We start from the raw sequence: 26,242 nt of genomic DNA on the forward strand, positions 1-26,242 counted from the left end.
ACAAATGCCAGTACAAGTTATGCCTGATGACCATAGCAAGTTGGTCCCACCCCTTCCCATCCCGAACAGGACCGTGAAACAACTTTGCGCCGATGATAGTGCTGCAACCAGTGTGAAAGTAGGTTATCGTCAGGCTTGTTATTCGCAGTAGAGAAAAACCCCGCCAGCAATGGTGGGGTTTTTTTTCGTCTGGCGGTTTTGTTTGGTGCTGGCTGTCGGCTTACGCGCGTTGCGCTAAGCCGACCTACGCCGACCTACGGTCAGAGCCGGTAGGTCGGATTAGCGTAGCGTAATCCGACAACATTGTTGGCGTTCGGGGGAGAGGCTTATACGCTTGCGCGCTAAGCTGACCTACGGTATAATTCGCCTCCTCAGATCTGATGGTTTGCTGCCCCGTTGGGAGCAGGCTGTTGAAAAAGTTATGCCTGATGACCATAGCAAGTTGGTCCCACCCCTTCCCATCCCGAACAGGACCGTGAAACAACTTTGCGCCGATGATAGTGCTGCAACCAGTGTGAAAGTAGGTTATCGTCAGGCTTGTTATATAAAAAAACCCCGCTAGGTGCGGGGTTTTTTTTCGTCTGCAACATTCATCGGATCAGATGCCCCAGGTGATGCTTTCACCTTCCGCCTTGGCCGAGCGCAGCATCTCCATCAGTGGATAGGCGCGCTGCGAAAAATGCACTTTTTGCGCGCGCGCATGGGTGCCCGTTTCGCCATCTTCCAGCGTTTCCGGCGTATGGGTATCGTGCTCGATGTCATTTTCCGGATGCAATTTGCTTTCCGCGACTTCTTTTTCCAGCAGGGCCAGGGCATCTCCTGCTTCCGTTGGCGTAATGACGCCGCGCGTGGGGTTCTTGTGCAGGATGTCGAGGATACGCTGGGCATGTTCCTGGTACATCAGCACTTCAGGGGAGGATTTGGATTTGAATGAGATCAACATAGGGGCTTTCTGAGACTTGTTGTTAGTGTCGAAACAATATCACGACTTGAAATATCGCACAGTCCGTCCGATTGCGCGGATTGCACATTTGCGCGCCGGATATCGCCATCTGTTGGACAACACACGTATTTACAAGGGCGGCTGTTCCAGGCAGCTGCCTGTTTAAGCGATCGCTAAGTCTCAATCCAGCTTCACTGAGTCCATGAAGGTGTCGATGGTGTCACGCGACAGCTTGCGCTCTTCACCGAGAATGATGATCTGGAAGATGTGCTTGTCCTGGGCCACAAAACGGCCGAACAGCAGGACAGGCTTGCCTTGCTGCGTGCCGCTGGCCTCGATGCTGAGCGAACTGCGCTGATGTATTCCGGCAGCAGTGCTGCTGGCTGCCGATGCGGATTTTTCGCTGCGCACAGTGCCGTTGATATTTTTCAAGAGGGCAGTCTGCATGGCGGGCAGGGCCGCTTGCGCCTGTTCTGCGTTGTCGAGCACGGCGCTGCCGATGGCGAAGGTATTGCCATCAACCTCGCTCGCCGTCATGGTCAGGCTGACTTTCTTGCCATCGAGATCGATCTCGCGCGTCAGCACGGCCGGCTTGCCTGGAAACAGTGCCGTGAACTGAGCGTCGGGGCTGCGATAGTCGCGCCAGTCGAATTTCGGACTGCAGGCAGACAGGATGCTGGCGGCCGCGAGCGTAGCCAGCGAGAGGGCAAGTGATGGTTTTTTCATCAGCAGATGGTAGCAGTGCCGCCAGTCACGCGCAATCGCGCACATGTGGCGTTCATTGCACTCCTTACATTTCACGCAGTACGCGCCGGTACTGGATCGCTTCGGCGACATGCGGCTGCGTGATCGTGGGGCTGCCTGCCAGGTCGGCGATACTGCGCGCCACGCGCAGTACCCTGTGGTAGGTGCGTGCCGACCAGTGCAGGCGCGCCATGGCGCCATGCAACAACTGTTCGCCATGTGGCTCCAGGCGACAATGCTGTTCGATTTCCGTGCTGCTCAGGCGCTGGTTCGCTTTCCCCTGGCGTGCCAGCTGCAGGGCAAAGGCTGCCGCTACCCGCGTGGCGATGGATTGCGTGCTTTCGCCGGGGCCTGCGTGCCGCCCCAGCGCCGCCGGTGGCATGGCGGCAACTTCGATTTGCAGGTCGATACGGTCGAGCAGCGGGCCGGACAGGCGACTGTGATAGCGCAGCACGGCGTCGGGCGTACAGCGGCAACGGCCGGAAGCATGCCCCAGGTAGCCGCACGGGCAGGGATTCATGGCGGCGATCAACTGAAACCGGGCAGGAAACTCGGCCTGGCGGGCCGCGCGCGAAATGCTGATGACGCCCGATTCCATGGGTTGGCGCAAGACATCGAGGACCCGGCGCTGGAATTCGGCGATTTCATCGAGAAACAACACACCGCAGTGTGCCAGCGAGATTTCTCCCGGGCGCGGCACGTTGCCGCCGCCCACCAGGGCCACGCCGGACGCCGTCTGGTGCGGTGCACGATAGGGGCGGCGTTTCCAGTGTTCCACCTTGAAGTGGCCGCCCAACGAATGCACTGCGGCCGATTCCAGTGCCTCTGCATCGCTCATGGGCGGCAGCACGCCGGGAAACCGGCTGGCCAGCATGGTCTTGCCCGCGCCAGGCGGCCCCACCATCAAGACGTTGTGGCCACCCGCGGCCGCCACTTCCAGTGCGCGTCGCGCCTGCTGCTGCCCCTGCACATCGGCAAAGTCGGGATACGCAAAAGCGTGCGCTGCCAGCACGGGTTGATGGCGTTGCAGGGCCGTCTGGCTGGCGGGCGCGGCAAAATGCGCGCAGACCTCGAGCAGGCTGTGGGCGGGATAGATGCAGGCATCGCTGACCAGCGCCGCCTCGTCCGCGTTCGCTTGCGGCAGGATGAAGGCGCGTGGTGTGCCCGATTGGCTGCGCTGCATGGCAAAAGTCATGGCCAGCGCACCGCGGATGGGGCGCAGCTGGCCCGACAGTGACAGTTCGCCCGCGAATTCATAGTGGTGTAATTGGTCGCCCGGCAACTGGCCGGAGGCGGCCAGGATGCCCAGCGCAATGGGCAAGTCGAAGCGGCCCGATTCCTTGGGCAAGTCCGCCGGCGCCAGATTGGCCGTAATGCGCCGCGCCGGCATGTCAAAGCCGCAGTTTTGCAGCGCGGCACGGACGCGGTCGCGCGATTCCTTCACTTCCGTATCCGGCAGGCCGACTATCGTAAACGAGGGCAAGCCATTGGCAAGGTGGACTTCGACACTTACCTCGGGTGCCTCCATGCCGGCCAGGGCGCGGCTTTTCAGGACGGCCAGACTCATCAGACTCCCCTGTGGCGCGAGCGCGGTCAGGATCAGTCTAGCGCTTGAAGCGCTGTCAGGCTTGAGATATGCCAGCAAGGCCGTGTATAACGCGACCTTGCTGGCGGTACTTTATGCCTTTGGGTCGTTCAGGCGCGTTTCCAGTTCGATCAGGCGCAATTCCAAAGCATCGAGCTTGGCGCGGGTCTTGGCCAGCACTTGCGCCTGGATATCGAATTCCTCGCGCGTGACGAGATCGAGACGGGCGAAGCCCTGGGTCATCATCGATTTCACGTTTTTTTCGATATCCTTGGCCGGCGAGTTCTCGATGGCCTGGTGAATCTTGCCTTGCAAGTCGTTAAAGAAGGTATTCATGTCCATGGTCAGTCCTTTTATGGTGCGGCATGTGCATCGCACCATTGCGGTGCACAGCGGTGTTAATCTGGTGCGGAAATAGGTAAATCCACAACGCTTCAGCAGCCCATTTCCGCATGCCCAAGGGCTTGCAGGGTAGGTATGGACGGAAATGCACCTGTCAAGGTGGCTGAGAGCTGGCACGTATTCTGCTAAAGAAGGTATGAACGCTTTGTGATCTCCAGCCAAGATTTTAAACCTCAACCGCTTTAAAAGTTCAATAAAAGGGAATCGCCATGAAGAATCTGTCCAAGAACATGACTTTAGTAGCAGCGTTGACGCTGGCCATGACCGCCGTGTGCGGTAGCGCCATGGCCCAGGATGCGGTGGCAGCGCCTGCTGCGGCCGAAGCCGTACCTGATAACGTGGTGAGCTACAACGTGGCGCTGACCAGCGACTATCGTTACCGTGGCGTGTCGCAAAGCCGTCTCGATCCTGCCATCAGCGGCGGTGCCGACTATACCCACAATCCGACGGGTCTGTACGTGGGCACCTGGCTGTCGAGCATCAAATGGATCAAGGATGGCGGCGGCGATACCAACCTGGAATGGGATGTCTACGGCGGCAAGCGGGGCGAGATCAGCAAGGATTTCACCTATGACGTGGGCGGCCTGTACTACTTCTATCCCTCGAATGGGCTGAGCACCAATGCCAACACTTTCGAGCTGTACGGTCAGCTTGGCTATGGCCCTGCCTATATCAAGTACTCGCACTCGACGACCAATCTGTTTGGTGTCGCCGACAGCAAGAACAGCGGCTACCTCGATGTGGGCGCCAATATCGATATGTACGAAGGTTATCTGCTGAACCTGCATGTGGGCCGCCAGAAGGTCGCGCATAACGATTCCCTCAGCTACACCGACTACAAGCTGGGTGTCACCAAGGATTTCGGCATGGCAACAGTCGCCCTGGCTTACGTCAAGGCCAACATCACGTCGCTGGCACCGAATGGCAAGAACCTGGCGAAATCCGGTCTCGTGCTGACCGTGTCCAAAACCTTTTAAGCGAGACTGCCATGAAAATGATTACCGCAATCATTAAACCATTCAAACTGGACGAAGTGCGTGAAGCCTTGTCGGCTATCAATGTGCAAGGCATTACCGTCACTGAAGTGAAAGGGTTCGGCCGCCAGAAAGGTCACACGGAACTCTACCGTGGGGCTGAGTATGTCGTCGATTTCTTGCCAAAAACCAAGATTGAAGCGGCCGTCGATGACGCCATTGTCGACCAGGCTATCGAAGCGATCGAAGGTGCCGCGCGTACCGGTAAAATCGGCGATGGCAAGATTTTCGTCTACAACCTGGAACAGGTCATCCGCATCCGTACCGGTGAAACCGGCAACGAAGCGCTCTAAGGGGAATATTGATGCATAAAAATATAACAAAATTGCTCGCCGGGATAGCCTGCCTGTGTGCGTTTGGCGTCGCCACGCCGAGCTTTGCCGATGCGCCCGCCAAGACGGAGGCGGCCACGACTACGGCCGTTGCCGCCCCCGCCGTGACGCCCGTGCCTGACGCCGCGCCCGCTGCCGCCGCACCGGCCCCGGCCGCTGCCGCGCCAGTCGCCGCGCCCGTCGCCAACAAGGGCGATACCAGCTTCATGATGATCAGCACCTTGCTGGTGATTTTGATGACCATCCCCGGCCTGGCCCTGTTCTACGGCGGCCTGGTGCGCTCGAAGAACATGCTGTCGGTGCTGATGCAGGTGTTCATGGTGTTCGCGCTGGTCATCGTGCTGTGGTGCATCTACGGCTACTCGATCGCCTTCACGGAAAAAACCGCCTTCTTCGGTGGCTTCGACCGCCTGTTCCTGAACGGTATCTGGGATCCGGCCAAGGGCACGTTTGCCGCCGCCGCCACCTTCAGCAAGGGCGTCGTCATTCCCGAGTTCGTCTTCGTGGCTTTCCAGGGCACGTTTGCTGCCATCACCTGCGCACTGATCGTCGGCGCGTTTGCCGAGCGCGCCAAGTTTTCCGCGGTTTTGGCCTTCGTCGTGCTGTGGTTCACCTTCGCCTACCTGCCAGCGGCCCACATGGTGTGGTTCTGGACCGGTCCTGACCTGATCACCAACGCCGCCACCTCGACCAGCGAAGCCCTGAAGGCTGGCTGGATCTGGCAAAAAGGCGCGCTGGACTTCGCCGGCGGCACCGTGGTACACATCAACGCCGCCGTTGCCGGCCTGGTGGGCGCCATCATGATCGGCAAGCGCGTCGGCTACGGCCGCGAATCGATGGCGCCGCACTCGCTGACGATGACCATGATCGGCGCATCCTTGCTGTGGGTGGGCTGGTTCGGTTTCAATGCCGGTTCCTCGCTGGAAGCGGGCGACGTGGCGGCCCTGGCCTTCGTCAACACCTTGCTGGCCACTGCCGCCGCCACCCTGTCGTGGGTATTTGGCGAGTGGATCAGCAAAGGCAAGCCATCGATGCTCGGTGGCGCATCGGGTGCCGTTGCCGGTTTGGTGGCGATCACCCCGGCGGCCGGCTTTGTCGGTCCGATGGGCGGCCTGGTCATCGGCTTGCTGGCCGGTGTCGTCTGCCTGTGGGGCGTGAATGGCTTGAAACGCCTGATCGGCGCCGATGATTCGCTCGACGTGTTCGGCGTGCATGGCGTGGGCGGCATCCTGGGTGCCTTGTTGACGGGTGTGTTTGCTGCACCACAACTGGGCGGCCAGGGCATCTTCGACTATGTCACCAACAAGATGTCGGCGGATCCGTACTCGATCGGCCATCAGGTGTGGGTGCAGGCGCAAGCGGTCGGCACCACCATCCTCTGGTCGGCCGTGGTTTCCGTCATCGCCTATAAACTGGTCGACATCGTCATCGGCCTGCGCGTACCGGAAGAAGAAGAGCGCGAAGGCCTCGATATCACCAGCCACGGCGAGCAGGCATATCATGGTTAAATGATAATTATCTGGCATGCCAGCGCCCCGGCGCGGCATGTCCGGCTGGAAAAGGCGCCTCATTGAGGTGCCTTTTTTTCGTTGTGCGAATGGAAAAGGTCTTTAAAACAAGGGTTTTGCCCCGATTTGGGGTACTTACACGGTAATATAGTCGGCAGTTCTGTGTGCTTTTTTGAATACTGCACATAATTTAAGGATGTAACTATGGTTCCCCATCTCGTCACGGCCCTGACCGGACCGCTGCTCGACCTCGAAAAAAAGATTCTGGCCGCGACGCCGGCCATTGAGCGCTGGTTCCGCATGGAGTGGCAAGAGCACACGCCGCCCTTCTATTGCTCGGTAGACTTGCGCAATGCGGGCTACAAGCTGGCGCCCGTCGATACCAATCTGTTCCCTGGCGGTTTTCATAATCTGGCCACGGAAATGCTGCCCCTGTCCGTGCAGGCGGCCATGGCCGCCATCGACAAGTATTGTCCAGATGCCCGCAACCTGCTGATGGTGCCGGAATTGCACAACACCACGCCGCAATATCTGCAAAACGTGGCGCGATTGATGCAGATCTTCCGCCAGACGGGCCTGCACGTACGCCTGGGCTCATGGTCGCCCGAGATCACCCAGCCGACGCCATTGGCGTTGCCAGATGGCAACATGCTCGTCATCGAGCCGCTCGTGCGCCTGAACAACGGCCGCCGCCTGGGCTTGAAGGATTTCGATCCGTGCACGATCTTGCTGAATAACGACTTGTCGGACGGCATTCCCGATATCTTGCAAAATATTCATGAGCAAAGCCTGTTGCCGCCTTTGCACGCGGGTTGGGCCTTGCGCCGCAAGAGCAACCACTACACGGCCTACGATGAAGTGGTGAAAAAATTCGGCAAGATGATCGATGTCGATCCGTGGATGCTCAACCCCTTCCACGCCAAGTGCAGCGACGTCAATTTCCAGGAAGGCGAGGGCGAAGATGCGCTGGCCGCCAGCGTCGACGTGCTGCTGGCCAAGATCCGCAAGAAATACAAGGAATACGGCATCAAGGAAAAGCCGTTCGTCATCGTCAAGCCCGATGCGGGCACGTATGGCACGGGCATCATGACGGTGCGCGACGCCAGTGAAGTGCGCGATCTGTCGCGCAAGCAGCGCGAGAAAATGTCGATCGTCAAGGATGGCCAGCTGGTAACCGATGTGATCATCCAGGAAGGCGTGCCGACCTTCGAAAGCATCAAGGATGCCGTGGCCGAGCCCGTCGTCTACATGATCGACCGCTATGTGGTGGGCGGCTTTTATCGCGTGCACGCAGAGCGGGGCGTGGATCAGAACCTGAACGCGCCCGGTTCGCAGTACGTGCCGCTGGCGTTTGCCCAGCAGCATGCGGTGCCGGACTTGAAGGCCAAGCCGGGCACGGCCGCGCCGAACCGCTTCTATGTGTACGGCGTGGTGGCGCGTCTGGCCTTGCTGGCCGCGTCGCTGGAAATGGAGCGTACGGACCCGAATCCCGAGGTGTATTGATCCACCAATGAGGTTTGCCGGGCGCGGTGACTACCGCGCCTGGCGATCTCGGCTAGAATCAAGCATTCCTTATTCAGGCTCCCCGATTGGACGCACCATGAAAATTGCATTCCTTGCCGACCCGCTGGCAGGCTTCAAGACTTACAAAGATTCCACCTTCGCCATGATGCGCGAGGCGGCCAAGCGCGGCCACGCCGTGTACGCCTTCGAACAGAAAGACATGGCGCTGGAAGAGGGCATCGTCACGGCATGGGTCAAACATATCGAGCTGACCGGTGACGAACACGATTGGTACAAGGTGGTCTCCACCGAGGAAGTACGTTTGTCGGCCCTGGACGCCATCATCGAGCGCAAGGATCCGCCGTTCGACATGGAATACGTGTATGGCACGTATCTGCTGGAACTGGCGGAAAAACAGGGCGCCTGCGTCTTCAACAAGCCGTCCGCCATCCGCGACAACAATGAAAAGCTGGCCATTGCCCAGTTTTCCGAATTCACCTCGCCGACCCTGGTAACGTCGGATGAAGCGCGCCTGCGCGCCTTCCACGCCAAGCACCAGGACGTCATCTTCAAGCCGCTCGACGGCATGGGCGGCACGGGCATCTTCCGCGTCAAGGCCGATGGCCTGAACCTGGGCGCCATCATCGAGACCTTGAGCGAGAACGGCGCGCAGACCATCATGGCGCAGCGTTTTATTGCCGACATCGTCAAGGGCGACAAGCGCATCCTCGTCATCGGCGGCAAGCCGGTGCCGTTTTCGCTGGCGCGCATCCCGCAGGCGGGCGAAGTGCGCGGCAACCTGGCCGCCGGCGGCACGGGCGTGGCGCAGCCATTGACGGCGCGCGACCTGGAAATCGCTGAAAAACTGGGTCCGATCCTGGCCGCGCGCGGCCTGATGCTGGTAGGATTGGACGTGATCGGCGACTATCTGACGGAAGTCAATGTCACCAGCCCGACCTGCTTCCAGGAAATCATGCAGCAGACGGGTTTTGATGTGGCTGCCATGTTTGTCGACGCCGTCGAGCATGGCGTTGCGCAAGCGCAGCAGCATCAGAAGGTGAAATGACCATGGTAGGGATTTTGCTCATGACACATGCCCCGCTGGGACAGGCATTCATCGCCGCCTGCGCGCATGTGTTTCGCGGGCCAACGGAACGTTTTGAAGCCATCGACGTCGTCGCCGACCAGGACCTGGCGGAAGTGCAAAAGCTGGCGTCGGAAGCCATCTGCCGCCTCGACGACGGCTCCGGCGTGCTGGTGATTACCGACGTGAAGGGTGGCACGCCGTCGAACTGCTGCAACAAGCTGGCCGATGCGGGGCGGGTGGAAGTCATCGCCGGCATCAGCCTGCCGATGCTGCTGCGCGCCATCACGTATCGCCGCGACACGCTCGACGTGGTGGTGGAGATGGCGCTGGCCGGTGCGCAAAGCGGCGCCGTGCGCGTCGATAACCGCATCCGCGTGGGCGAATAGGAAAATGCAAGGCCGCCGCCCTGAAGGCGGCGGGTTTTATAGGCCAAGATTGTCATCAGCGTAGTGCATTCAGGGATAGAGACCATACAAAAATGATTCAAAAAGAACTCGAAATCATCAACAAGCTGGGACTGCACGCACGCGCCTCCGCCAAATTTACCCAGCTCGCCGCCAAGTTCAAGAGCGACGTCTGGCTGACCCGCAACGCGCGCCGCATCAACGCCAAATCCATCATGGGCGTGATGATGCTGGCCGCCGGCAAGGGTGCGAAAGTGACCCTGGAAGCCGAGGGCGATGATGAGCAGGCATGTGTCGATGCGCTCACCGCCCTGATTAATGACAGGTTTGGCGAAGGCGAGTAATGCCTGCCGAACGTAGCCGCAGCCGCATTCCGACAGGTCACCCCATGGCATCTTTCACGCTCCACGGCATCCCGGTCTCCCGCGGCATCGCCATTGGCCGCGCGCATCTGCTGGCGCCGGCCGCCCTTGACGTCAAACACTACCTGGTCGCCCAGGAACAGATCGAAGCCGAAGTCCAGCGTTTGCAAAACGCCATCGCCGCCGTCCACAAGGAACTGCAAACCCTGTGGAACGAGCTGCCGAAAGACGCGCCCACGGAACTGGGCGCGTTCATCGACGTCCACGCGCTGATCCTGTCGGACCCATTGATCGCCGAAGCGCCGCTCGACATCATCCGTTCGCGCCATTACAACGCCGAATGGGCGCTGCTGACGCAAATCGATGAATTATCGGCGCAGTTCGATGAAATCGAAGACCCGTATTTGCGCGAACGCAAGGCCGACATCCAGCAGGTGGCCGAGCGCGTATTGAAAGTCTTGCTGGGCACGGAGCAGCTGCTGCCCAAGGCCGCGGCCGAAGACGAATTGATGGCGCAGATGATCGTCGTCGCGCACGACATTTCTCCGGCCGACATGCTGCAATTTCGCGACCGCTCCTTCATCGGCTTCATCACCGACGTGGGCGGACAGAACTCGCACACGGCCATCGTCGCGCGCAGCCTGGATATCCCGGCCGCCGTCGGCATGTCGCAGGCGTCGATGCTGATCGAGCAGGACGACTGGCTGATCATCGACGGCGACGCCGGCGTGGTCATCGCCAACCCCAGCGCGCTGGTGCTGGAGCAGTACCGCGAGCGCCAGGTGGCCATGCAGCGCGCGCGCAAGAAGCTGGGCAAGCTGAAAAAGACCCCGGCCGTGACCAAATGCGGCACCCCCATCACCTTGCTGGCGAATATCGAACTGCCCGAGGATTGTCCGTTTGCGCTGGAGTCGGGCGCCAGCGGCGTGGGCCTGTTCCGCTCCGAATTCCTGTTCATGGGCCGCGCCCACAAGATTCCCACCGAGGATGAGCAGTTCGAGGCTTACCGCAACACGGTGCAGTCGATGAAAGGGCGCGTGGTGACCATCCGCACGCTCGACATCGGCGCCGACAAGCCGCTCGACCAGTCCGACCATACGGCCTTGAACCCGGCCCTGGGCTTGCGCGCCATCCGCTACTGCCTGGCCGAACCGCAATTGTTCCTGACGCAGCTGCGCGCCATTTTGCGCGCTTCGGCCTTCGGCAAGGTGCGCATCCTGATCCCCATGCTGGCGCATGCGTTCGAGATCGACCAGTCGCTGGCCATGATCGCGCAAGCCAAGGCCAGCCTGCGCGAGGAGGGCGTCAAGTTCGACGATGCCGTCGAAGTGGGCGCCATGATCGAAATTCCCGCCGCGGCGCTGGCCCTGCCCATGTTCGTCAAGCGCATGGATTTCCTGTCGATCGGCACGAATGATCTGATCCAGTACACCTTGGCCATCGACCGCGTCGACTACGAAGTGGCGCATTTGTACAATCCGCTGCACCCGGCCGTGCTGCAACTGATCTCGATGACGATCGCGGCCGGCCACAAGGCGGGCATCGACGTGGCCGTGTGCGGCGAAATGGCGGGCGACGTGAAGCTCACGCGCTTGCTGCTGGGCATGGGACTGCGCGAGTTTTCCATGCATCCGGCCCAGCTGTTAGCGGTCAAGCAAGAGATCCTCAACAGCGACCTGGGCCTGATCGCACCACAAATGCGCAAAATTATGCGTTCCATGGAACCAAATGTGATCGCGGAAGCCGTACAACAGTTGCAGCTCATGTAAACTGTCACCCTATCAGCATCAGGACACGTCGCGCGCGGCAAGAGGTGTCCTGATGCTACAGTTGCAGCACCTATCATCGCGGTGCTGCATCGACCATGGCCCGTGGGGCCACCCCCTTTTATAAACCGACACACATGTCATCCATTGGAATCGTTTCGCCGCAAACCATGTATTTTGCGCAACCCCTGCAGCTGCAAAGCGGTGCATCGCTGCGCGACTATATGTTGATGTATGAAACCTACGGCACCCTGAACGCCGACAAATCGAACGCGGTGCTGGTCTGCCACGCCCTGAACGCCTCGCACCACGTGGCCGGCGTCTACGCAGATGAACCGAAAAGCACGGGCTGGTGGGACAATATGGTGGGACCGGGCAAGCCGCTCGACACCAATAAATTCTTCGTCATCGGCGTCAATAACCTGGGTTCCTGCTTCGGCTCGACGGGCCCCATGCACACCAATCCTGCCACCGGCAAGCCGTATGGCGCCTCTTTCCCCGTCGTCACGGTGGAAGACTGGGTCAGCGCGCAGGCGCGCCTGGCCGATGAACTGGGCATCGCCCAGTTCGCCGCCGTGATGGGGGGATCGCTGGGCGGCATGCAGGCGCTGGCGTGGAGCATCATGTTCCCTGAGCGGCTGCGTCATTGCGTGGTGATCGCCTCGACGGCCAAACTCTCGGCGCAGAATATCGCCTTCAATGACGTGGCGCGCCAGGCCATCCTGTCCGACCCCGATTACCATGGCGGCGACTTTTATGCGCATGGCGTGGTGCCGAAGAACGGCTTGCGCGTGGCGCGCATGGTGGGCCACATCACGTATCTGTCGAATGACGACATGGCCGAGAAATTCGGCCGCAAGCTGCGCGACGCGGCGCAGACGGGCGACTACAAATTCGGCTTCGGCATCGATTTCGAGATCGAATCGTATCTGCGCTACCAGGGCGACAAGTTCTCCGAATACTTCGACGCGAACACGTATTTACTGATCACCAAGGCGCTCGATTATTTCGACCCGGCGCGCGCGCATGGCGGCGACCTGGCCAAGGCCCTGTCGGGCACCAAGGCCAAGTTCTTCCTCGCCTCGTTTTCCACCGACTGGCGCTTCTCGCCCGAGCGCAGCCGCGAAATCGTCGAAGCGCTGGTGTGCAACCGCCGCCAGGTCACCTACGCGGAAATCGACGCGCCGCACGGCCACGACGCCTTTTTGCTGGAAGATGCGCGCTACATGAACATGGTGCGCGCCTATTATGGCCAGGTATGGCACGACATCGGGGCGGGCTTGCCCGCTCCTGCACAGCACACCGCCGTCCGCCAGGGCGCCAAGGAGACCGCATGACTTTTGATGAATTGAGCGCACTGCGCCCCGACCTGGCCTTCATCGCCCACTGGGTGCCGAACAACGCGCATGTGCTGGATGTGGGCTGCGGCGAAGGCGTGATGCTGCAGTACCTGCAAAGCGACAAGGAGTGCAGCGGCTATGGCATCGAGATCGCCGACGACAAGGTGCTGGCCAGCACCCTGCGCGGCGTCAACGTGATCCAGCAGGACATGGAAAAGGGCCTGGCCATCTTTGGCGACAACAGCTTCGATACGGTGCTGTGCCTGTCGTCGCTGCAGATGATGAAGCAGGTCGAGCCGCTGCTGCGCGACATCGTGCGCGTGGGCGCCGAGGCCATCGTCTCGTTCCCCAACTTTGCCTACTGGCCGCACCGCGTGGCGCTGCTCAAGGGCCGCATGCCCGTGTCGAAATCGCTGCCCTACCAGTGGTATGACACGCCCAACGTGCGCTGCGCAACCATCAATGACTTCCGCGAACTGGCCGAGGAATGCGGCCTGGAAGTGATCGAATGCGTGGCCCTGGCCGAAGGCAAGATGGTCTCCGTGCTGCCGAACCTGCGCGGCGACCTGGCCGTCTTCCGCCTGCGTAAAAAAGCGGTGCATTGATGACCACAAGCCCGGCGCCAGGCTGGCGTTCCTATGCCAACGGCCGCATGCTGGCCGTGCTGGTGCTGGGCTTCAGTTCCGGCCTGCCCCTGTTCATCCTGCTGTACCTGCTGCAGGCATGGCTGGCCAAGTCGGGCTTGAACGTCAAGGCGCTGGGGCTGTTCGCCCTGGTGCAGTTCCCGTACATCTGGAAATTCCTGTGGGCGCCCCTGATGGACCGCTACCGCATCCTGGGGCTGGGACGCCGGCGCGGCTGGATGGCGCTCACGCAAGTGGCGCTGTTCTTTGCCATCGGCGCCATGGGCATGCTCGATCCGCTCACGCAGATCGGCCTGATCGCGGCGGCCGCCGGTGGCGTCGCCTTTCTGTCTGCCAGCCAGGACATCGTCATCGACGCCTACCGGCGCGAAATCCTGGACGATAACGAGCAGGGCCTGGGCGCCGCCGTCATCGTCAACGCGTACAAGGTGGCGGGCATGGTGCCGGGCGCGCTGTCGCTGATCCTGGCCGACCGCATGCCGTGGCAGCCCGTCTTCTGGATCACGGCCGCCTTCATGCTGCCTGGTCTCGTGTGCACCTTGCTGATCAAGGAGCCTACCGTGTACGGTTCGCCGCCGAAGACCATGCGCGAAGCGATCATCTTGCCGTTCCAGGAATTCATCGCGCGCGATGGTTGGCGTAACGCAATGTGGATTCTCGCCTTCGTATTACTCTACAAAATCGGCGACAGCATGGCCACGGCGCTGGCGACGAAGTTTTATCTGGATCTGGGGTTTTCCATGACGCAGATCGGCCTGGCCGCCAACACCACGGGTTTCTGGGCCAGCCTGGCCGGCGGCGTGGTGGGCGGCGTGTGGATGCTCAAGCTGGGCATCAACCGGGGCCTGTGGGTGTTTGGCGCGCTGCAGGCGATCGCGATTTTGGGATTCGCCTGGCTGGCACAGGTGGGGCCGAACACCATGCTGCTCAGCGCCGTGATCGGTTTTGAAGCCTTTGCCAGCCTGGGCCTGGGTGCGGCCGCCTTTGTCGCGTTCCTGTCGCGCACCACGGACCCGCGCTACACAGCCACGCAATATGCCTTGTTTTCCAGCCTCAGCGCCGTGCCGCGCACCCTGATCAATGCCTCGGTGGGCTTTCTGGTCGCGGAACTGGGCTGGTTTTCGTTTTTCATCGTGTGCTTCTTCCTGGCCTTCCCGGCCATGATGATGCTGCCTAAAATCGCTCCATGGAGGTCTGCCAATGGCACCAATATCCCTTAAACGTTACGCCGTCCTGGCCAGCCTGTGCGCGGCCACCGCCCTGGCGCCCCTGTCCGCCCACGCCCAGCAGGCGACGATGCAAGATGGCATCAAGGTGCGGCCCTTGTCGACCTCGCGCATCTTTGCCGGCGGCGCCGACTTCAATGCAGAATCGAAGCAGCAATATACGCAGTTGGTCAACGAAGCGAAGGAAAAAAACGCGCTGGTGCCCGACAGCGACCCGCAGGTCAGGCGCCTGCGCGCCATCGCCCAGCGCATCATCCCGTTCGCCACGCGCTGGAACGAGGCGGCGGCCAATTGGAACTGGCAGGTCAACCTGCTCAACTCGGATGAGGTCAATGCCTTTTGCATGCCGGGCGGGCAGATCGCTTTTTACAGCGGCATCATCACCAAGCTCAATTTGACCGACGATGAAGTGGCCATCGTCATGGGGCATGAAATTTCGCACGCGCTGCGCGAACACTCGCAGGCGCAGGCCGGCAAGGGCAACCTGGCGGCCGTCGGCGCCAAGCTGGCCGGCGCCGGGCTGTCAGCCTGGCTCGGTGTCGATCCGACCATCACCAGTACCGCCACGAATATGGCGGCGCAGGGCGTGATGCTGAAGTTCTCGCGCGACGATGAACGCGAGGCAGATTTGATCGGCATGGACCTGGCCGCACGCGCCGGCTTCGATCCGCGTGCCGGCGTGATTCTGTGGCAGAAAATGGCCGCCGTGAGCAAGGGCGCGCCGCCGGAATTCCTCTCGACCCACCCGTCGGGCAAGGACCGCATCTCGCAGATGAACAGCCACATGGCGCAAGTGCTGCCCTTGTACGCGCGCAGCAAGGGCGTCAGCGTGGACGCCTTGCCGCCGTACCGCAGCACCGCCATCGCGCAGCGCTAGGATGGCGAAGTGTCACGCCGCCGCACCCTTGCCCATGCGCGACGGTGTGGCGCCCAGCTATCTGTGGCTGCCGGAAGGGCAGTGGCCGGACATGCTGTCGTTTCTGCTCGAGCGCTATCCGCAGATCGGCGCCGCGCAATGGCTGGACCGCATGGCGCGCGGCGAAGTGCTCAATGGCGACGGCGCCGTGCTCGGCCCCGACAGCGCATACCGGCGCGGCATGCGCATTTTTTACTACCGCGAGCTGGAACGCGAAACGCCGATCCCGTTTCAGGAAGAGATCCTGTTCCAGGACGAACACCTGGTGGTGGTCGACAAGCCGCACTTCTTGCCCATGACGCCGGCCGGACGCTTCGTGCAGGAGACCCTGCTGACGCGCCTGAAGAAAAACCTGGACTGCGCCGAGCTGACGCCGATCCACCGCCTCGACCGCGAGACGGCTGGCGTGGTGATTTTTTCGCGCCAGGTAGCCAGCCGTGGCGCCTACCAGACGCTGTTCCAGCGCCGCGAAGTGCGCAAGACGTATGAGGCGCTGGCGCCGCACCTCGATGGCCGCGATTTTCCGTTCACGTATCGCAGCCGCATGGTCGAGGGCGAGCAGTTTTTTCTCATGCGCGAGGAGGCGGGCGAGCCGAACTCGGAAACCATCATCGACGTAATCGAGCGGCGCGGCGCGGTGAACCTGTACCGGCTGTACCCGCACACGGGGCGCAAGCACCAGCTGCGCGTGCACCTGGCTGCACTCGGCATCCCCATCGTCAACGATGCGTTTTACCCGCTGGCCCAGCCGTGCAAGGAAGACGACATGTCGCACCCGCTGCAGCTGCTGGCGCGCGCCATCGATTTCACGGACCCGTTGACGGGTGAGCTGCGCCATTTTGAGAGCCGGCGCGCGCTGGCGTAAGCCGTCCCCCATTGGCGTGTCAACCATGTTGTCGGATTACGGCCCTGCGGTCCTAATCCGACCTACGGCAGATCAGGCGTAGGTCGGCTTAGCGCAGCGTAAGCCGACACCACCGCCGACGTGTCAAAGATCAGCCCTTGAGCGTGTAATCGATGATCAACGGCGCGTGGTCGGAAAAACGCTCGTCCTTGTAGACGCTGACCGTATGCGCCTGGGCCGCGATGCCGGGCGTGGCGACGTGGTAGTCGATGCGCCAGCCCACGTTTTTCGCGTAGGCTTGTCCGCGGTTGCTCCACCACGTGTACTGGTCTTCGCGCTTGTCCAGGCCGCGGTGCACGTCGACAAAGCCCACTTCGTCGAAGACGCGCGTCAGCCACGCGCGCTCTTCCGGCAGGAAGCCGGAATTCTTCTTGTTGCCCTTCCAGTTTTTCAGGTCGATTTCGTGGTGGGCGATATTCCAGTCGCCGCAGATGACCACTTCGCGGCCCAGCGCCTTCAATGCCAGCAGGTGCGGCAGGAACAGTTCCATGAAACGGAACTTGGCTTCCTGGCGTTCCGGGCCGGACGAACCGGACGGGCAATACACGGAAATGACGGACAAGTTGCCAAAATCACAGCGCACGTAGCGGCCTTCGGCATCGAATTCAGGGCTGCCGAAACCGATATGCACGGCGTCCGGTTCCACCTTGCTGTACACGCCCGTGCCGGAATAGCCTTTTTTCTCGGCGTAGTGGAAATGGCCATGGTAGCCGTGCGGGTTGAGGAATTCCGGCGTCATGTCGGGCAGTTGCGCCTTCAATTCCTGCACGCAGATGAAATCGGCCGTTTGCGTGCCCATCCAGTTGAAAAAGCCTTTTTTGGCGGCGGAACGGATGCCGTTCAGGTTGGCGGAGATAATTTTTGGCATAGGTCGAGAGTCAATGGTGAGCGCCAGCGGCGCTGGACGGGGCCGACGGACGCGGCATGGCGATTGTCTCGCCGCTGCGCGCGGATTAAAATACAGGCACTTTTAAAAAATGAGGCTAATGTGAATAATTTACGCCAGCAGTTTATCGCGTTTTCAGTATCCAAGGGCGTCTTGCGGTTTGGCGAGTTCACCACCAAGGCCGGACGCCAGTCGCCGTACTTCTTCAATGCGGGCCTGTTCCATGACGGCGCCACCCTGGCCGAGCTGGCGCAGTTCTACGCGCAGACCCTGCTCGACTCGGGCGTCGAATTCGACATGCTGTTCGGCCCCGCCTACAAGGGCATCACCCTGGCGTCGGCCACTGCCGTGGCACTGGCCGGCAAGGGCCGCAACACCTCGTTCGCCTTCAACCGCAAGGAAGCCAAAGACCATGGCGAAGGCGGCACCATCGTCGGCGCCAAGCTGCATGGCAAGGTTGTCATCATTGACGATGTGATCTCGGCCGGCACCTCGGTGCGCGAATCGGTGGACATGATCCGCGCCGCCGGCGCCGAGCCATGCGCCGTGCTGATCGCCCTGGACCGCATGGAGCGTTCGGGCCCGGACGGCCAGCTGTCGCCCAGTTCGGCGGTGCAGGAAGTGTCGAAACAGTACGGTATTCCCGTCATCTCGATCGGCAACCTGGATGACTTGTTCGGCTACCTGAATGGCGCGGGCGCCGATCCGGAACTGCTCCAATATAAAGAAGCCGTTTCCGCCTACCGCACGCGCTACGGTATTTAAGTAGTCTTTTCCAGCAGCGCCCGCAGCCGCGGGTCGCTGCAGGCGGTGGCAGCCTGCGGGTGGCATTGCAACAGCCGCCGCAACAGCGCGCCGCCGATGCCGCGCCGCCGGAACGGCGGTTTCACGAACAGCATGTTCACCGTCACCCCGTCCGCACACTTGCTGATATCGAGCATGGCTACTTGCTGGCCGTCGATCCACGCGCACAGCGCGCTGTCCCCTTGCCAGTCTATCTGCATCACGCCAGCCATGGCTTGAGCGCCGCATGCAGGCCGAGGGCGAACAGGCCGACAAAAAAGCAGCGCTTGAATACCTGTTGCGCGATGCGCCCGCGCAGCCATTGACCGGCCAGCATGCCGGCCAGCGCCGGCAGCAGCGCATACGCGGAAGCGCCGGCCGCACCGAGGCTGAAGTTGCCGTGCACGGCCAGGCTGGCCGCCAGCGCCACGGTCGATGCCGTAAACGCCAGGCCCAGCGCCTGCACCAGCGCATCGCGTGCCAGTCCCAGTGCCTGCAAATACGGCACGGCGGGGATGACGAACACGCCCGTGGCGGCCGTCACCAGCCCCGTCGCCGCGCCCGTGACGGGTCCCAGCCAGCCTTCGTGCCGCGCCGGCACGCGCAACTGCAGCGAGAATAATCCCGCCAGCGCATACAGCATCAGCGCCACGCCCAGCGCGACGACGGCCCAGGCGCCGCTGTCGGCCGGTAGCAGGGCGCCGCCCGTCAGCGTACCGGCCATGACGGCGGCCAGCATGGGCCACAAGCGGCGCAGCAGGGCGCGCAGGCCGGGGCCGGCCGCCAGTTGCCACACATTCGTCACCATCGACGGCACGATCAGCAGCGCCGCCGCCTGCACGGGCGGCATGACGAGGCTGAGCGTGCCCATGGCCACGGTCGGCAAGCCCAGTCCGACTACGCCCTTGACGAAGCCAGCGACGAGGAAGCTGGCGCCGACGGCCAGCAGGAATGACGTCTCCATCTTTTTTATCCCACATTGATTTTGCGTGGATTCTGCGCTTGCCCGGGACTTTCGCCAAGGTGGATTATTTTGAGTCAGCCTAAGTAAAATACGAAGGCTGATAAGATGGCGAAAAGGGGAGCTGTCATGCGTTTTGATCTGGTCGATTTGCAGCTGTTTGTCAACGTGGTGGAAGCGGGCAGCCTGACGGCGGGCGCCGCGCGCAGCCATCTGGCGCTGGCCTCAAGCAGTGCGCGCGTGCGCGGCATGGAAGAGGCGCTGGGCATGCCCCTGCTGCTGCGCGGGCGGCGCGGCGTGGAGCCGACACCGGTCGGGCAGACCCTGCTGCATCACGCGCGCCTGGTGTTGCTGCAAATGGAGAAAATGCGCGGCGAGCTCGGTGAATTTGCACGCGGTTTGAAAGGGCAGTTGCGGCTGCTGTGCAATACGGCCGCGCTCAGCGAATTTTTGCCCGAGGCACTCGGTGCTTTTCTCGACCGCCATCCGAACCTGACCATCGACCTGGAAGAGCGCCTCAGTTACGATATCGTCAAGGCCGTCTCGGAAGGGTTGGCCGACATGGGCATCGTGTCCGACTCGGTCGACATGCGCGGCTTGCAGACGTTTTTGTTCCGCCCCGACCGGCTGGTGGTCATCGCGGCGGCCGATGGCGTGCATCACCGCGCGCTCGGCCAGGATGGCGTCGTCGCGTTCTCCACGCTGCTGGATCACGATTTCATCGGCCTGGCCGACGACAGCGCGATGCAGCAGTACTTGGGCATGCATGCGGCGCGCCTGGGCCGTCCGTTGAAGGTGCGCGTGCGCTTGCGCAGCTTCGATGCCGTGTGCCGCATGGTGGCCAGCGGCGTGGGCATCAGCGTGGTGCCGCTGGCGGCGGCCAGCCGCTGCCAGCAGACGATGGCGCTGCGCTGCCTGGAATTATCCGATCCCTGGTCGGTACGCAATCTGACGATTTGCGTGCGCCAGTTCAGTGAATTACCCCTGTATGCGCGCCAGTTGATCGATCATCTGAAGGCGTGACAGGGCATGACAGGAGCAGCAATGCGTTTTTCAGAAGACAAGATGGCCAGCCTGCTGTGCAGCGACCAGGTCGAGCGTCCCATCCACATCTGGCAGCCGCCACAGCCCCAACGCCCGCGCGCCGTGATCCTGGCGATCCACGGCGGCATGGCGCACGCGGGCGATTACGTCACGCCGGCGCTGACTTTCCGCCAGCACGGCATCGCCACCGTCAGCTTCGACATGGTGGGCCACGATGGCAAGCGCAAGGTCGATATCCCCTCGTTCGAGGCCTTCCTCGACGACGAGGAATTGTTCCTCGCCTGGGTCAAGCAGGCGTATCCCGGCGTGCCGATTTTCGTCATGGGTCATTCCATGGGCGGCCTGATCGCCACGCATCTGGGGCTGCGGCGCTTTGCGGGCGATCCGGCGATCAAAGGCTTCATCATCTCATCGCCGTATTACGTGAATGCGATTCCCGTGCCGAAGGTGCTGCAGATGCTGTCCGGCTGGCTGGCGCAGCGCTTCCCGACGATGAAGGTACCGCTGGGGAATCTGACCATGCTGCTGACGCACGATCAAACCATCACCGCGCGCCATTTCCAGGATGAGCGCGACGGCATACGCGCCAGTGCAGCGTCGGTGCGCTTCGCCCATGCCTTGACGTCGGCGCAAAAGGAACTGGCGGGCGGCTTGTCGGACTGGCGCTTCCCCCTGTTCGCCGTGGTGGCCGGCGACGACAAGCTGGCCGACAGCCGCGCCACGGAAAGCCTGCTGCGCAGCGTGCCCGATGGCCTGCTCGACTACCATTTTTACCCGGCCAATTATCACGAGAACTTCAATGAGGTGAACCGTGACGTGATCTTTGCCGCGATCCTGGCCTGGATCGAGAAACTGCTGGCACCCGTGCCAGCATGAAGCGCCAGTATCGTTATAATCGGCTCAATGAATTGACCGCCGGTGCATGCCGGCCCGGTCCCCGCGGCACAGGGGAATACTCAAGGAACGAACGATGCGCTTGCTGATTGCCCTGTTACTCCCATGGCTGACCTTTTTCACGATCGGCCGCCCGATTGCCGGCATCATTTGCCTGATCCTGCAAATTACCTTGATCGGCTGGCTACCAGCGACGATCTGGGCCGTATATGCGCTGAGCCAGTACAAGACGGACCAGAAGATCGCCGAGGCCATGCGCCGGCGCTGATGTGGGGCTAAGTCCTGTTTAAGCTGCGCTTCCTATCTTGATTCAACCGACATGAGGAGAGTGAGATGGCACCAGACAGACGCGGTACCTTGACCCTGGCGGCGGCGATGCTGGCCGCCGGGCTGTTGCTGGGAAGTGCGGCGCAGGCGCAGGGCGATAGCGCTTTGCCGCCCGTGCAGAAGAGCGGGGCGGTGGAGTACCTGAGCGGCGGCATCGGCCTCGATGAGTCGACTGCCATCAAGAGCGCCAGCCGGCATTGGCCTTTGAGCCTGGTGTTTTCCGTGCAGGCGGCGGGCAAGGCGGAATTTGCCTCTGACGTGAAGCTGACAATACGCGACGCCAAGGGCGCGCCGGCGCTGGAAACGACGGCCAGCGGGCCGTTCCTGCTGGCGAAATTGCCACCGGGCAGCTACAGCCTGCGCGCCACCCTGGCTGGCAAGACCCTGGAGCGCAAGGTGCAGGTCAAGGCGGATAGTTCCGCGCGGGTGGAGCTGGTCTGGCCGGCGGGAACGAACCAGGACCGGCCTTGATGGTCGACGGCAGCCCGATCAGCTGACCGCGAGTACGCGCCCTTCGGCGGCGCTTTGCAGCGCCAGTTCGATCAGGCGTATCGTTGCCGCCGCATCTTCGGCTGCCACGGGCGCCGCTGCGCCGTGGCGGATGGCCTCGGCCATGCCCTGGTAAAAGTCCTGGTAGCGGCCGGCCTGCATGTCGAGGTGTTCAGAATGGCCGTCCGGCTGCGTGCCCAGGTGCAGCGCGCCGCGCACGGGGTCCACGCCCCAGCCGGGCTGGCCCGGCCTGCCGCCCGCCTTCAGCGCGTCTTCCTGCGGATCGAGGCCGAACTTCACGAAACTGCCCTTGTCGCCATGCACGGCGAAGCGCGCCGTCGGCGCCTTTACCAGGCAGCCCGCTTGCAGCACCACGCGCAGCCGGTCGTAGTACAAAACGATGTGCATATAGTCGACGGCTTGCGCGCCATCGCGCTGCAGGGCGATATCGGCGTACAGCTTTTCCGGTTGGCCGAACAGCTGCGTGGCCTGGTCCAGCATGTGCGGACCCAGGTCGTACAGCAAGCCGCCACCGGGTGCGCCGGACTCGCGCCAGCGCTGGCGGATTTCGGGGCGGAAACGGTCGAAATGCGATTCGACGCTGGCGATGCGCCCCAGCGTACCCTGTGCCAGCAGCGCTTTCAGGGTCAGGAAGTCGCCATCCCAGCGCCGGTTGTGATACACGCTGAGCACCAGCTTGCGTTCTTGCGCCAGCGCGATCAGGCGCTGCGCTTCAACGCTGGAAATGGTGAAGGGCTTGTCCACCACCACATGCTTGCCCGCCTGCAGCGCCGCTTGCGCCAGGCTGAAATGCGCTTCGTTGGGCGCGGCAATGACCACCAGCTCGATGGACGGATCGGCAAACAGCTGCGCCGCATCCGCATACACGGTGGCGTGCGGCCAGTCCTTGTGCACGAGCTCCGGCTTGCTGGAGGCCACCGCCGTCAGCTCCAGGGCATCGATGGTGGACAGCACGGGAGCGTGGAAGGTGGAGCCGGCAAAGCCGTAGCCGACGAGGCCAGTCTTGATCTTGTTCATGGCGGGTTCACAGGTGCGTGGAAGAATCCATGATCATACCTGCAAGCGGGCGGCGCATAAAAAAAGGACGCCGCAGCGTCCTTTTGCATGCCTCTCGCGAGATTACCCCGCCAGCTTGGCCTTCAGCAATTCCGTCAGCTGGGCCGGGTTGGCCTTGCCCTTGGAGGCTTTCATGGCCTGGCCGATCAGCGCGTTGATGGCCGCTTCCTTGCCGGCACGGTACTGCTCCACCGACTTGGCGTTGGCCGCCAATACTTCATCGACGATGGCTTCCAGGGCGCCCGAGTCCGAGATCTGCTTCAAACCCTTGGCGTCGATGACGGTGTCGACCAGGTGCTCGTCGCTGGACTTCGCTTCCCACATGCCGGCGAAGACTTCCTTTGCCGCCTTGTTCGATATCGTGCCGTCGGCGATGCGCTTGAGCATGGCGGCCAGCTGCGCGGCGGAGACGGGCGCGTCGTCCAGGTCCACGCCTTCGCGGTTCAGGGTCGACGACACGTCGCCCATCAGCCAGTTGGCGGCGGCCTTGGCGTTTTCCTTGCCGGCCTTGTCGACCACGGCGACGAAATAGGTGGCCATGGCTTTCGATTGCGTCAGCACCAGCGCATCGTAATCGGGGAGCGCATACTCGCTGATGAAGCGCGCGCGCATGGCGGCCGGCAGTTCCGGCATCGATGCCTTGACCGTATCGATCCATGCTTGCGAGATGACCAGCGGCGGCAGGTCAGGGTCCGGGAAGTAGCGGTAATCCTGGGCGTCTTCCTTGCTGCGCATTTCGCGCGTTTCCTTGCGGTCCGGATCGTACAAACGCGTCGCTTGCACGACCTTGCCGCCGTCTTCGATCAGTTCGATCTGGCGGCGCACTTCGACGTGCACGGCTTCCTCGATGAAGCGGAAGGAGTTCAGGTTCTTGATCTCGCAGCGGGTGCCGAATTCCTTCTGGCCGACGGGGCGTACGGAGACGTTGACGTCGCAGCGGAACGAGCCTTCCTGCATGTTGCCGTCGCAAACGCCCAGCCACATGACCAGCGAGTGCAGCGCCTTGGCATAGGCCACGGCTTCGGCGGCGCTGCGGATTTCCGGTTCCGAGACGATTTCCAGCAGCGGCGTGCCGGCGCGGTTCAAGTCGATGCCGCTCATGCCCGCATAGTCTTCATGCAAGGACTTGCCGGCGTCTTCTTCCAGGTGGGCGCGCGTCAGGTTGACCGTCTTGGTGACGAATTCGCCATCCTTTTCGTAGCCGAAGGTCAGGGCGCCACCGATGACGACGGGGTCTTCGAACTGGCTGATCTGGTAGCCCTTGGGCGAATCGGGATAAAAATAGTTTTTACGCGCGAAGACCGAGTGCGGCGCCACGGTGGCACCCACGGCCAAACCAAAACGGATCGCGCGCTCGACGGCTTGCTTGTTCATCACCGGCAGCACGCCTGGCAGGGCCAGGTCGACGGGGCTCGCTTGCGTGTTGGCGTCGGCGCCGTACTTGATCGGCGAACCGCTGAAAATTTTGGATTCGGTCGTGAGCTGCACGTGGTTCTCAAGACCGATGACGACTTCCCATTGCATAGTGTTCTCGCTTATTTTTTGGTGGCGCCGCCTCGGCGGCGCGAATTTTTTTCTTAGATGCCGGCAGTTGCGTTGCCTGGAGCACGCGTATGCCAGTCCGTCACCAGCTGGTACTGGTGGGCCACGTTCAGCAGTTTGGCTTCGCCAAAATAATTGCCGATGATTTGCAGGCCGACGGGGCGCTTGCCATTCTTGTCTCCCGCGCCGAAACCGCAAGGGATCGACATGCCGGGCAGGCCGGCCAGGCTGGTCGACAGGGTGTAGATGTCGGCCAGGTAGTTTGCTACCGGGTCATCCGTCTTGTCGCCCAGGTCCCAGGCGACAGTCGGCGCGACCGGTCCCATGATGACGTCGCAGACGGCGCTCGGGCCATTTAATACGGCATCGAAATCCTGCGCGATCAGGCGGCGGATCTTTTGCGCTTTCAGGTAGTAGGCGTCGTAGTAGCCGTGGCACAGCACATAGGTGCCGACCATGATGCGGCGCTGCACTTCCGGGCCGAAGCCCTGGGCGCGCGACTTTTTGTACATGTCCTGCAAGTCCTTGTACTCGGCGGCGCGGTGGCCATAGCGCACGCCGTCGTAGCGCGACAGGTTCGACGACGCTTCAGCCGGGGCGATCATGTAGTAGGCGGGAATCGACAGGGCCGTATTCGGCAGCGAAATGTCGACCAGTGTGGCGCCCAGCTTTTCATACTGCGCCAGCGCGCCGCGCACGGCCGCTTCCACGTCCTTGGCCAGGCCCTCGCCGAAGTACTCGCGCGGCACGCCGATGCGCAAGCCCGTCAACGGCTGGCCCAGTTCACGTGAAAAATCTTCCGTCACGCCGCCCTGTTCCGGCGACAGGCTGGTCGAGTCGCGTTCGTCAAAGCCGGCCATGGCGCTCAAGAGCAGGGCGCAGTCTTCGGCCGAGCGGGCCATCGGGCCGCCCTGGTCCAGCGACGAGGCAAAGGCGATCATGCCGAAGCGCGACACGCGGCCATACGTCGGCTTGATGCCGGTGATGCCACAAAAAGCAGCTGGCTGGCGGATCGAACCGCCCGTATCGGTGCCGGTGGCCGCTGGCGTCAGGCCGGCGGCGACGGCGGCAGCCGAGCCGCCGGAGGAGCCGCCTGGCACGGCCGTCTTGTCCCACGGATTGCGCACGGCGCCGAAGGCCGAGTTCTCGTTGCCGGAACCCATGGCGAATTCATCGCAATTGACCTTGCCCAGGGTGACCATGCCGGCTGCCTGGAATTTTTCCACCACGGTGGCGTCAAACGGGCTGGCGTAGTTGGCCAGCATTTTCGAGCCGGCCGTGGTGCGCCAGCCTTTGGTCACGAACAGGTCCTTGTGCGCGATCGGCACGCCCGTCAATGGCGTGGCCGTGCCGGCGGCGATGCGCGCGTCGGCCTCGGCAGCTTGCGCCAGGGTCAGGGCACGGTCGACGTGCAGGAAGGCGTTCGAAGTGTCCGCTGCGATACGGTCGAGGAAATGCGTCGCCAGCGCAACGGCGGAAATTTCCTTGTTCTGCAAGAGCGTGGACAGCTGTTTGATGGATTTTGTATGCATGGCGTTT

The 26,242-nt window shown here is 62.2% G+C and carries 28 protein-coding genes and 2 rRNA genes; 20 read left to right on the forward strand and 10 right to left on the reverse strand.

What is annotated here, in order from left to right:
- Positions 1 to 22 precede the first annotated feature (22 nt).
- Together rrf (C8C92_RS04655) and rrf (C8C92_RS04660) are read left to right on the forward strand one after the other, a co-directional pair.
- Positions 23 to 135 (forward strand): 5S ribosomal RNA (gene rrf / locus C8C92_RS04655).
- A gap of 289 nt (positions 136 to 424) precedes the next feature.
- A 5S ribosomal RNA gene (gene rrf, locus C8C92_RS04660) occupies positions 425 to 537 on the forward strand.
- Positions 538 to 598: 61 nt separating this feature from the next.
- Here rrf (C8C92_RS04660) and C8C92_RS04665 read toward each other — a convergent pair.
- The 4 genes from C8C92_RS04665 to C8C92_RS04680 all read right to left on the reverse strand — a co-directional run bounded on the left by C8C92_RS04665 (position 599) and on the right by C8C92_RS04680 (position 3,614).
- Positions 599 to 943 carry a DUF1840 domain-containing protein gene (locus C8C92_RS04665; protein ID WP_071079548.1) on the reverse strand — a complete coding sequence of 115 codons (345 nt, stop codon included), beginning with the start codon at positions 941 to 943 and terminating at the stop codon, positions 599 to 601.
- A gap of 180 nt (positions 944 to 1,123) precedes the next feature.
- A complete protein-coding gene (locus C8C92_RS04670) occupies positions 1,124 to 1,669 on the reverse strand; it encodes a hypothetical protein (RefSeq protein ID WP_099764302.1) in 546 nt (181 codons plus the stop codon).
- 64 nt (positions 1,670 to 1,733) lie between these two features.
- On the reverse strand, positions 1,734 to 3,254 hold the full coding sequence (locus tag C8C92_RS04675; protein ID WP_116743136.1) for a YifB family Mg chelatase-like AAA ATPase: 1,521 nt from the start codon (positions 3,252 to 3,254) through the stop codon (positions 1,734 to 1,736).
- 111 nt (positions 3,255 to 3,365) lie between these two features.
- Entirely contained in the window at positions 3,366 to 3,614 is a 249-nt protein-coding gene (locus C8C92_RS04680) for an accessory factor UbiK family protein (RefSeq protein WP_035824443.1), read from the reverse strand.
- Between the two features lie 269 nt (positions 3,615 to 3,883).
- Between C8C92_RS04680 and C8C92_RS04685 the strand changes: the two genes are divergently transcribed.
- From C8C92_RS04685 to C8C92_RS04745, 13 genes are all read left to right on the forward strand, one after another.
- A complete protein-coding gene (locus C8C92_RS04685) occupies positions 3,884 to 4,651 on the forward strand; it encodes a TorF family putative porin (protein ID WP_099760754.1) in 768 nt (255 codons plus the stop codon).
- Positions 4,652 to 4,662: 11 nt separating this feature from the next.
- Positions 4,663 to 5,001 (forward strand): P-II family nitrogen regulator, encoded by a 339-nt coding sequence (locus tag C8C92_RS04690; protein ID WP_010393464.1) that lies wholly within the window; start codon positions 4,663 to 4,665, stop codon positions 4,999 to 5,001.
- 11 nt (positions 5,002 to 5,012) lie between these two features.
- Positions 5,013 to 6,548 carry an ammonium transporter gene (gene amt, locus C8C92_RS04695; RefSeq protein WP_116743137.1) on the forward strand — a complete coding sequence of 512 codons (1,536 nt, stop codon included), beginning with the start codon at positions 5,013 to 5,015 and terminating at the stop codon, positions 6,546 to 6,548.
- A gap of 204 nt (positions 6,549 to 6,752) precedes the next feature.
- Positions 6,753 to 8,051: a glutamate--cysteine ligase gene (gshA, locus tag C8C92_RS04700; protein ID WP_071079543.1), complete on the forward strand. Its 1,299-nt coding sequence runs from the start codon at positions 6,753 to 6,755 to the stop codon at positions 8,049 to 8,051.
- Positions 8,052 to 8,148: 97 nt separating this feature from the next.
- Positions 8,149 to 9,117 carry a glutathione synthase gene (gene gshB, locus C8C92_RS04705; protein WP_099760752.1) on the forward strand — a complete coding sequence of 323 codons (969 nt, stop codon included), beginning with the start codon at positions 8,149 to 8,151 and terminating at the stop codon, positions 9,115 to 9,117.
- Positions 9,118 to 9,119: 2 nt separating this feature from the next.
- Positions 9,120 to 9,524, forward strand: coding sequence for a PTS fructose transporter subunit IIA (locus tag C8C92_RS04710; protein ID WP_029496035.1), 405 nt, complete (start codon positions 9,120 to 9,122; stop codon positions 9,522 to 9,524).
- 92 nt (positions 9,525 to 9,616) lie between these two features.
- On the forward strand, positions 9,617 to 9,886 hold the full coding sequence (locus tag C8C92_RS04715) for an HPr family phosphocarrier protein (protein ID WP_010393142.1): 270 nt from the start codon (positions 9,617 to 9,619) through the stop codon (positions 9,884 to 9,886).
- A 44-nt stretch (positions 9,887 to 9,930) separates the two neighbouring features.
- Positions 9,931 to 11,673, forward strand: coding sequence for a phosphoenolpyruvate--protein phosphotransferase (ptsP, locus tag C8C92_RS04720; protein WP_099764301.1), 1,743 nt, complete (start codon positions 9,931 to 9,933; stop codon positions 11,671 to 11,673).
- 134 nt (positions 11,674 to 11,807) lie between these two features.
- On the forward strand, positions 11,808 to 13,007 hold the full coding sequence (locus C8C92_RS04725; RefSeq protein WP_116743138.1) for a homoserine O-acetyltransferase: 1,200 nt from the start codon (positions 11,808 to 11,810) through the stop codon (positions 13,005 to 13,007).
- Positions 13,004 to 13,615 carry a methionine biosynthesis protein MetW gene (metW, locus tag C8C92_RS04730; protein ID WP_070222822.1) on the forward strand — a complete coding sequence of 204 codons (612 nt, stop codon included), beginning with the start codon at positions 13,004 to 13,006 and terminating at the stop codon, positions 13,613 to 13,615. Before C8C92_RS04725 ends, metW begins: the two co-directional genes overlap by 4 nt.
- Positions 13,615 to 14,874 carry an AmpG family muropeptide MFS transporter gene (locus C8C92_RS04735; protein ID WP_099760750.1) on the forward strand — a complete coding sequence of 420 codons (1,260 nt, stop codon included), beginning with the start codon at positions 13,615 to 13,617 and terminating at the stop codon, positions 14,872 to 14,874. The genes metW and C8C92_RS04735 overlap by 1 nt, the downstream gene beginning before the upstream one ends.
- Complete coding sequence (locus tag C8C92_RS04740) at positions 14,855 to 15,757, forward strand: M48 family metallopeptidase (protein ID WP_116743139.1); 903 nt, start codon at positions 14,855 to 14,857, stop codon at positions 15,755 to 15,757. Before C8C92_RS04735 ends, C8C92_RS04740 begins: the two co-directional genes overlap by 20 nt.
- Position 15,758: 1 nt before the next feature.
- On the forward strand, positions 15,759 to 16,661 hold the full coding sequence (locus C8C92_RS04745) for a pseudouridine synthase (protein WP_116743140.1): 903 nt from the start codon (positions 15,759 to 15,761) through the stop codon (positions 16,659 to 16,661).
- 130 nt (positions 16,662 to 16,791) lie between these two features.
- Here C8C92_RS04745 and C8C92_RS04750 read toward each other — a convergent pair whose 3' ends face one another.
- Positions 16,792 to 17,568: an exodeoxyribonuclease III gene (locus tag C8C92_RS04750; protein WP_099760747.1), complete on the reverse strand. Its 777-nt coding sequence runs from the start codon at positions 17,566 to 17,568 to the stop codon at positions 16,792 to 16,794.
- Positions 17,569 to 17,688: 120 nt separating this feature from the next.
- Between C8C92_RS04750 and pyrE the strand changes: the two genes are divergently transcribed.
- Positions 17,689 to 18,351, forward strand: coding sequence for an orotate phosphoribosyltransferase (pyrE, locus tag C8C92_RS04755; protein ID WP_116743141.1), 663 nt, complete (start codon positions 17,689 to 17,691; stop codon positions 18,349 to 18,351).
- Here the strand turns inward: pyrE and C8C92_RS04760 are convergent.
- Both C8C92_RS04760 and C8C92_RS04765 read right to left on the reverse strand, forming a co-directional pair.
- Entirely contained in the window at positions 18,348 to 18,602 is a 255-nt protein-coding gene (locus C8C92_RS04760) for a GNAT family N-acetyltransferase (protein WP_207780968.1), read from the reverse strand. The two genes, pyrE and C8C92_RS04760, sit on opposite strands and share 4 nt — an antisense overlap.
- On the reverse strand, positions 18,590 to 19,333 hold the full coding sequence (locus C8C92_RS04765; protein WP_116743143.1) for a sulfite exporter TauE/SafE family protein: 744 nt from the start codon (positions 19,331 to 19,333) through the stop codon (positions 18,590 to 18,592). Before C8C92_RS04765 ends, C8C92_RS04760 begins: the two co-directional genes overlap by 13 nt.
- A gap of 126 nt (positions 19,334 to 19,459) precedes the next feature.
- Between C8C92_RS04765 and C8C92_RS04770 the strand changes: the two genes are divergently transcribed.
- From C8C92_RS04770 to C8C92_RS04785, 4 genes are all read left to right on the forward strand, one after another.
- Positions 19,460 to 20,353 (forward strand): LysR substrate-binding domain-containing protein, encoded by an 894-nt coding sequence (locus tag C8C92_RS04770; protein WP_071079533.1) that lies wholly within the window; start codon positions 19,460 to 19,462, stop codon positions 20,351 to 20,353.
- A 21-nt stretch (positions 20,354 to 20,374) separates the two neighbouring features.
- The gene (locus C8C92_RS04775) at positions 20,375 to 21,250 is read left to right on the forward strand and encodes an alpha/beta fold hydrolase (protein ID WP_099760744.1); all 876 of its coding nucleotides are present in this window, start codon (positions 20,375 to 20,377) and stop codon (positions 21,248 to 21,250) included.
- A 94-nt stretch (positions 21,251 to 21,344) separates the two neighbouring features.
- Entirely contained in the window at positions 21,345 to 21,536 is a 192-nt protein-coding gene (locus C8C92_RS04780; protein WP_034749384.1) for a YqaE/Pmp3 family membrane protein, read from the forward strand.
- Positions 21,537 to 21,601: 65 nt separating this feature from the next.
- The gene (locus tag C8C92_RS04785; protein ID WP_116743144.1) at positions 21,602 to 22,066 is read left to right on the forward strand and encodes a carboxypeptidase-like regulatory domain-containing protein; all 465 of its coding nucleotides are present in this window, start codon (positions 21,602 to 21,604) and stop codon (positions 22,064 to 22,066) included.
- Positions 22,067 to 22,084: 18 nt separating this feature from the next.
- Here the strand turns inward: C8C92_RS04785 and C8C92_RS04790 are convergent, their stop codons facing one another.
- The 3 genes from C8C92_RS04790 to gatA all read right to left on the reverse strand — a co-directional run bounded on the left by C8C92_RS04790 (position 22,085) and on the right by gatA (position 26,235).
- Positions 22,085 to 23,122: an oxidoreductase gene (locus C8C92_RS04790; protein ID WP_116743145.1), complete on the reverse strand. Its 1,038-nt coding sequence runs from the start codon at positions 23,120 to 23,122 to the stop codon at positions 22,085 to 22,087.
- Positions 23,123 to 23,224: 102 nt separating this feature from the next.
- Complete coding sequence (gene gatB, locus C8C92_RS04795; protein ID WP_257225123.1) at positions 23,225 to 24,700, reverse strand: Asp-tRNA(Asn)/Glu-tRNA(Gln) amidotransferase subunit GatB; 1,476 nt, start codon at positions 24,698 to 24,700, stop codon at positions 23,225 to 23,227.
- A gap of 38 nt (positions 24,701 to 24,738) precedes the next feature.
- Positions 24,739 to 26,235: an Asp-tRNA(Asn)/Glu-tRNA(Gln) amidotransferase subunit GatA gene (gene gatA / locus C8C92_RS04800; RefSeq protein ID WP_116743146.1), complete on the reverse strand. Its 1,497-nt coding sequence runs from the start codon at positions 26,233 to 26,235 to the stop codon at positions 24,739 to 24,741.
- Positions 26,236 to 26,242: the final 7 nt, after the last annotated feature.

The organism is Janthinobacterium sp. 78, assembly GCF_003096775.1.
Taxonomy (GTDB): domain Bacteria; phylum Pseudomonadota; class Gammaproteobacteria; order Burkholderiales; family Burkholderiaceae_D; genus Janthinobacterium; species Janthinobacterium tructae.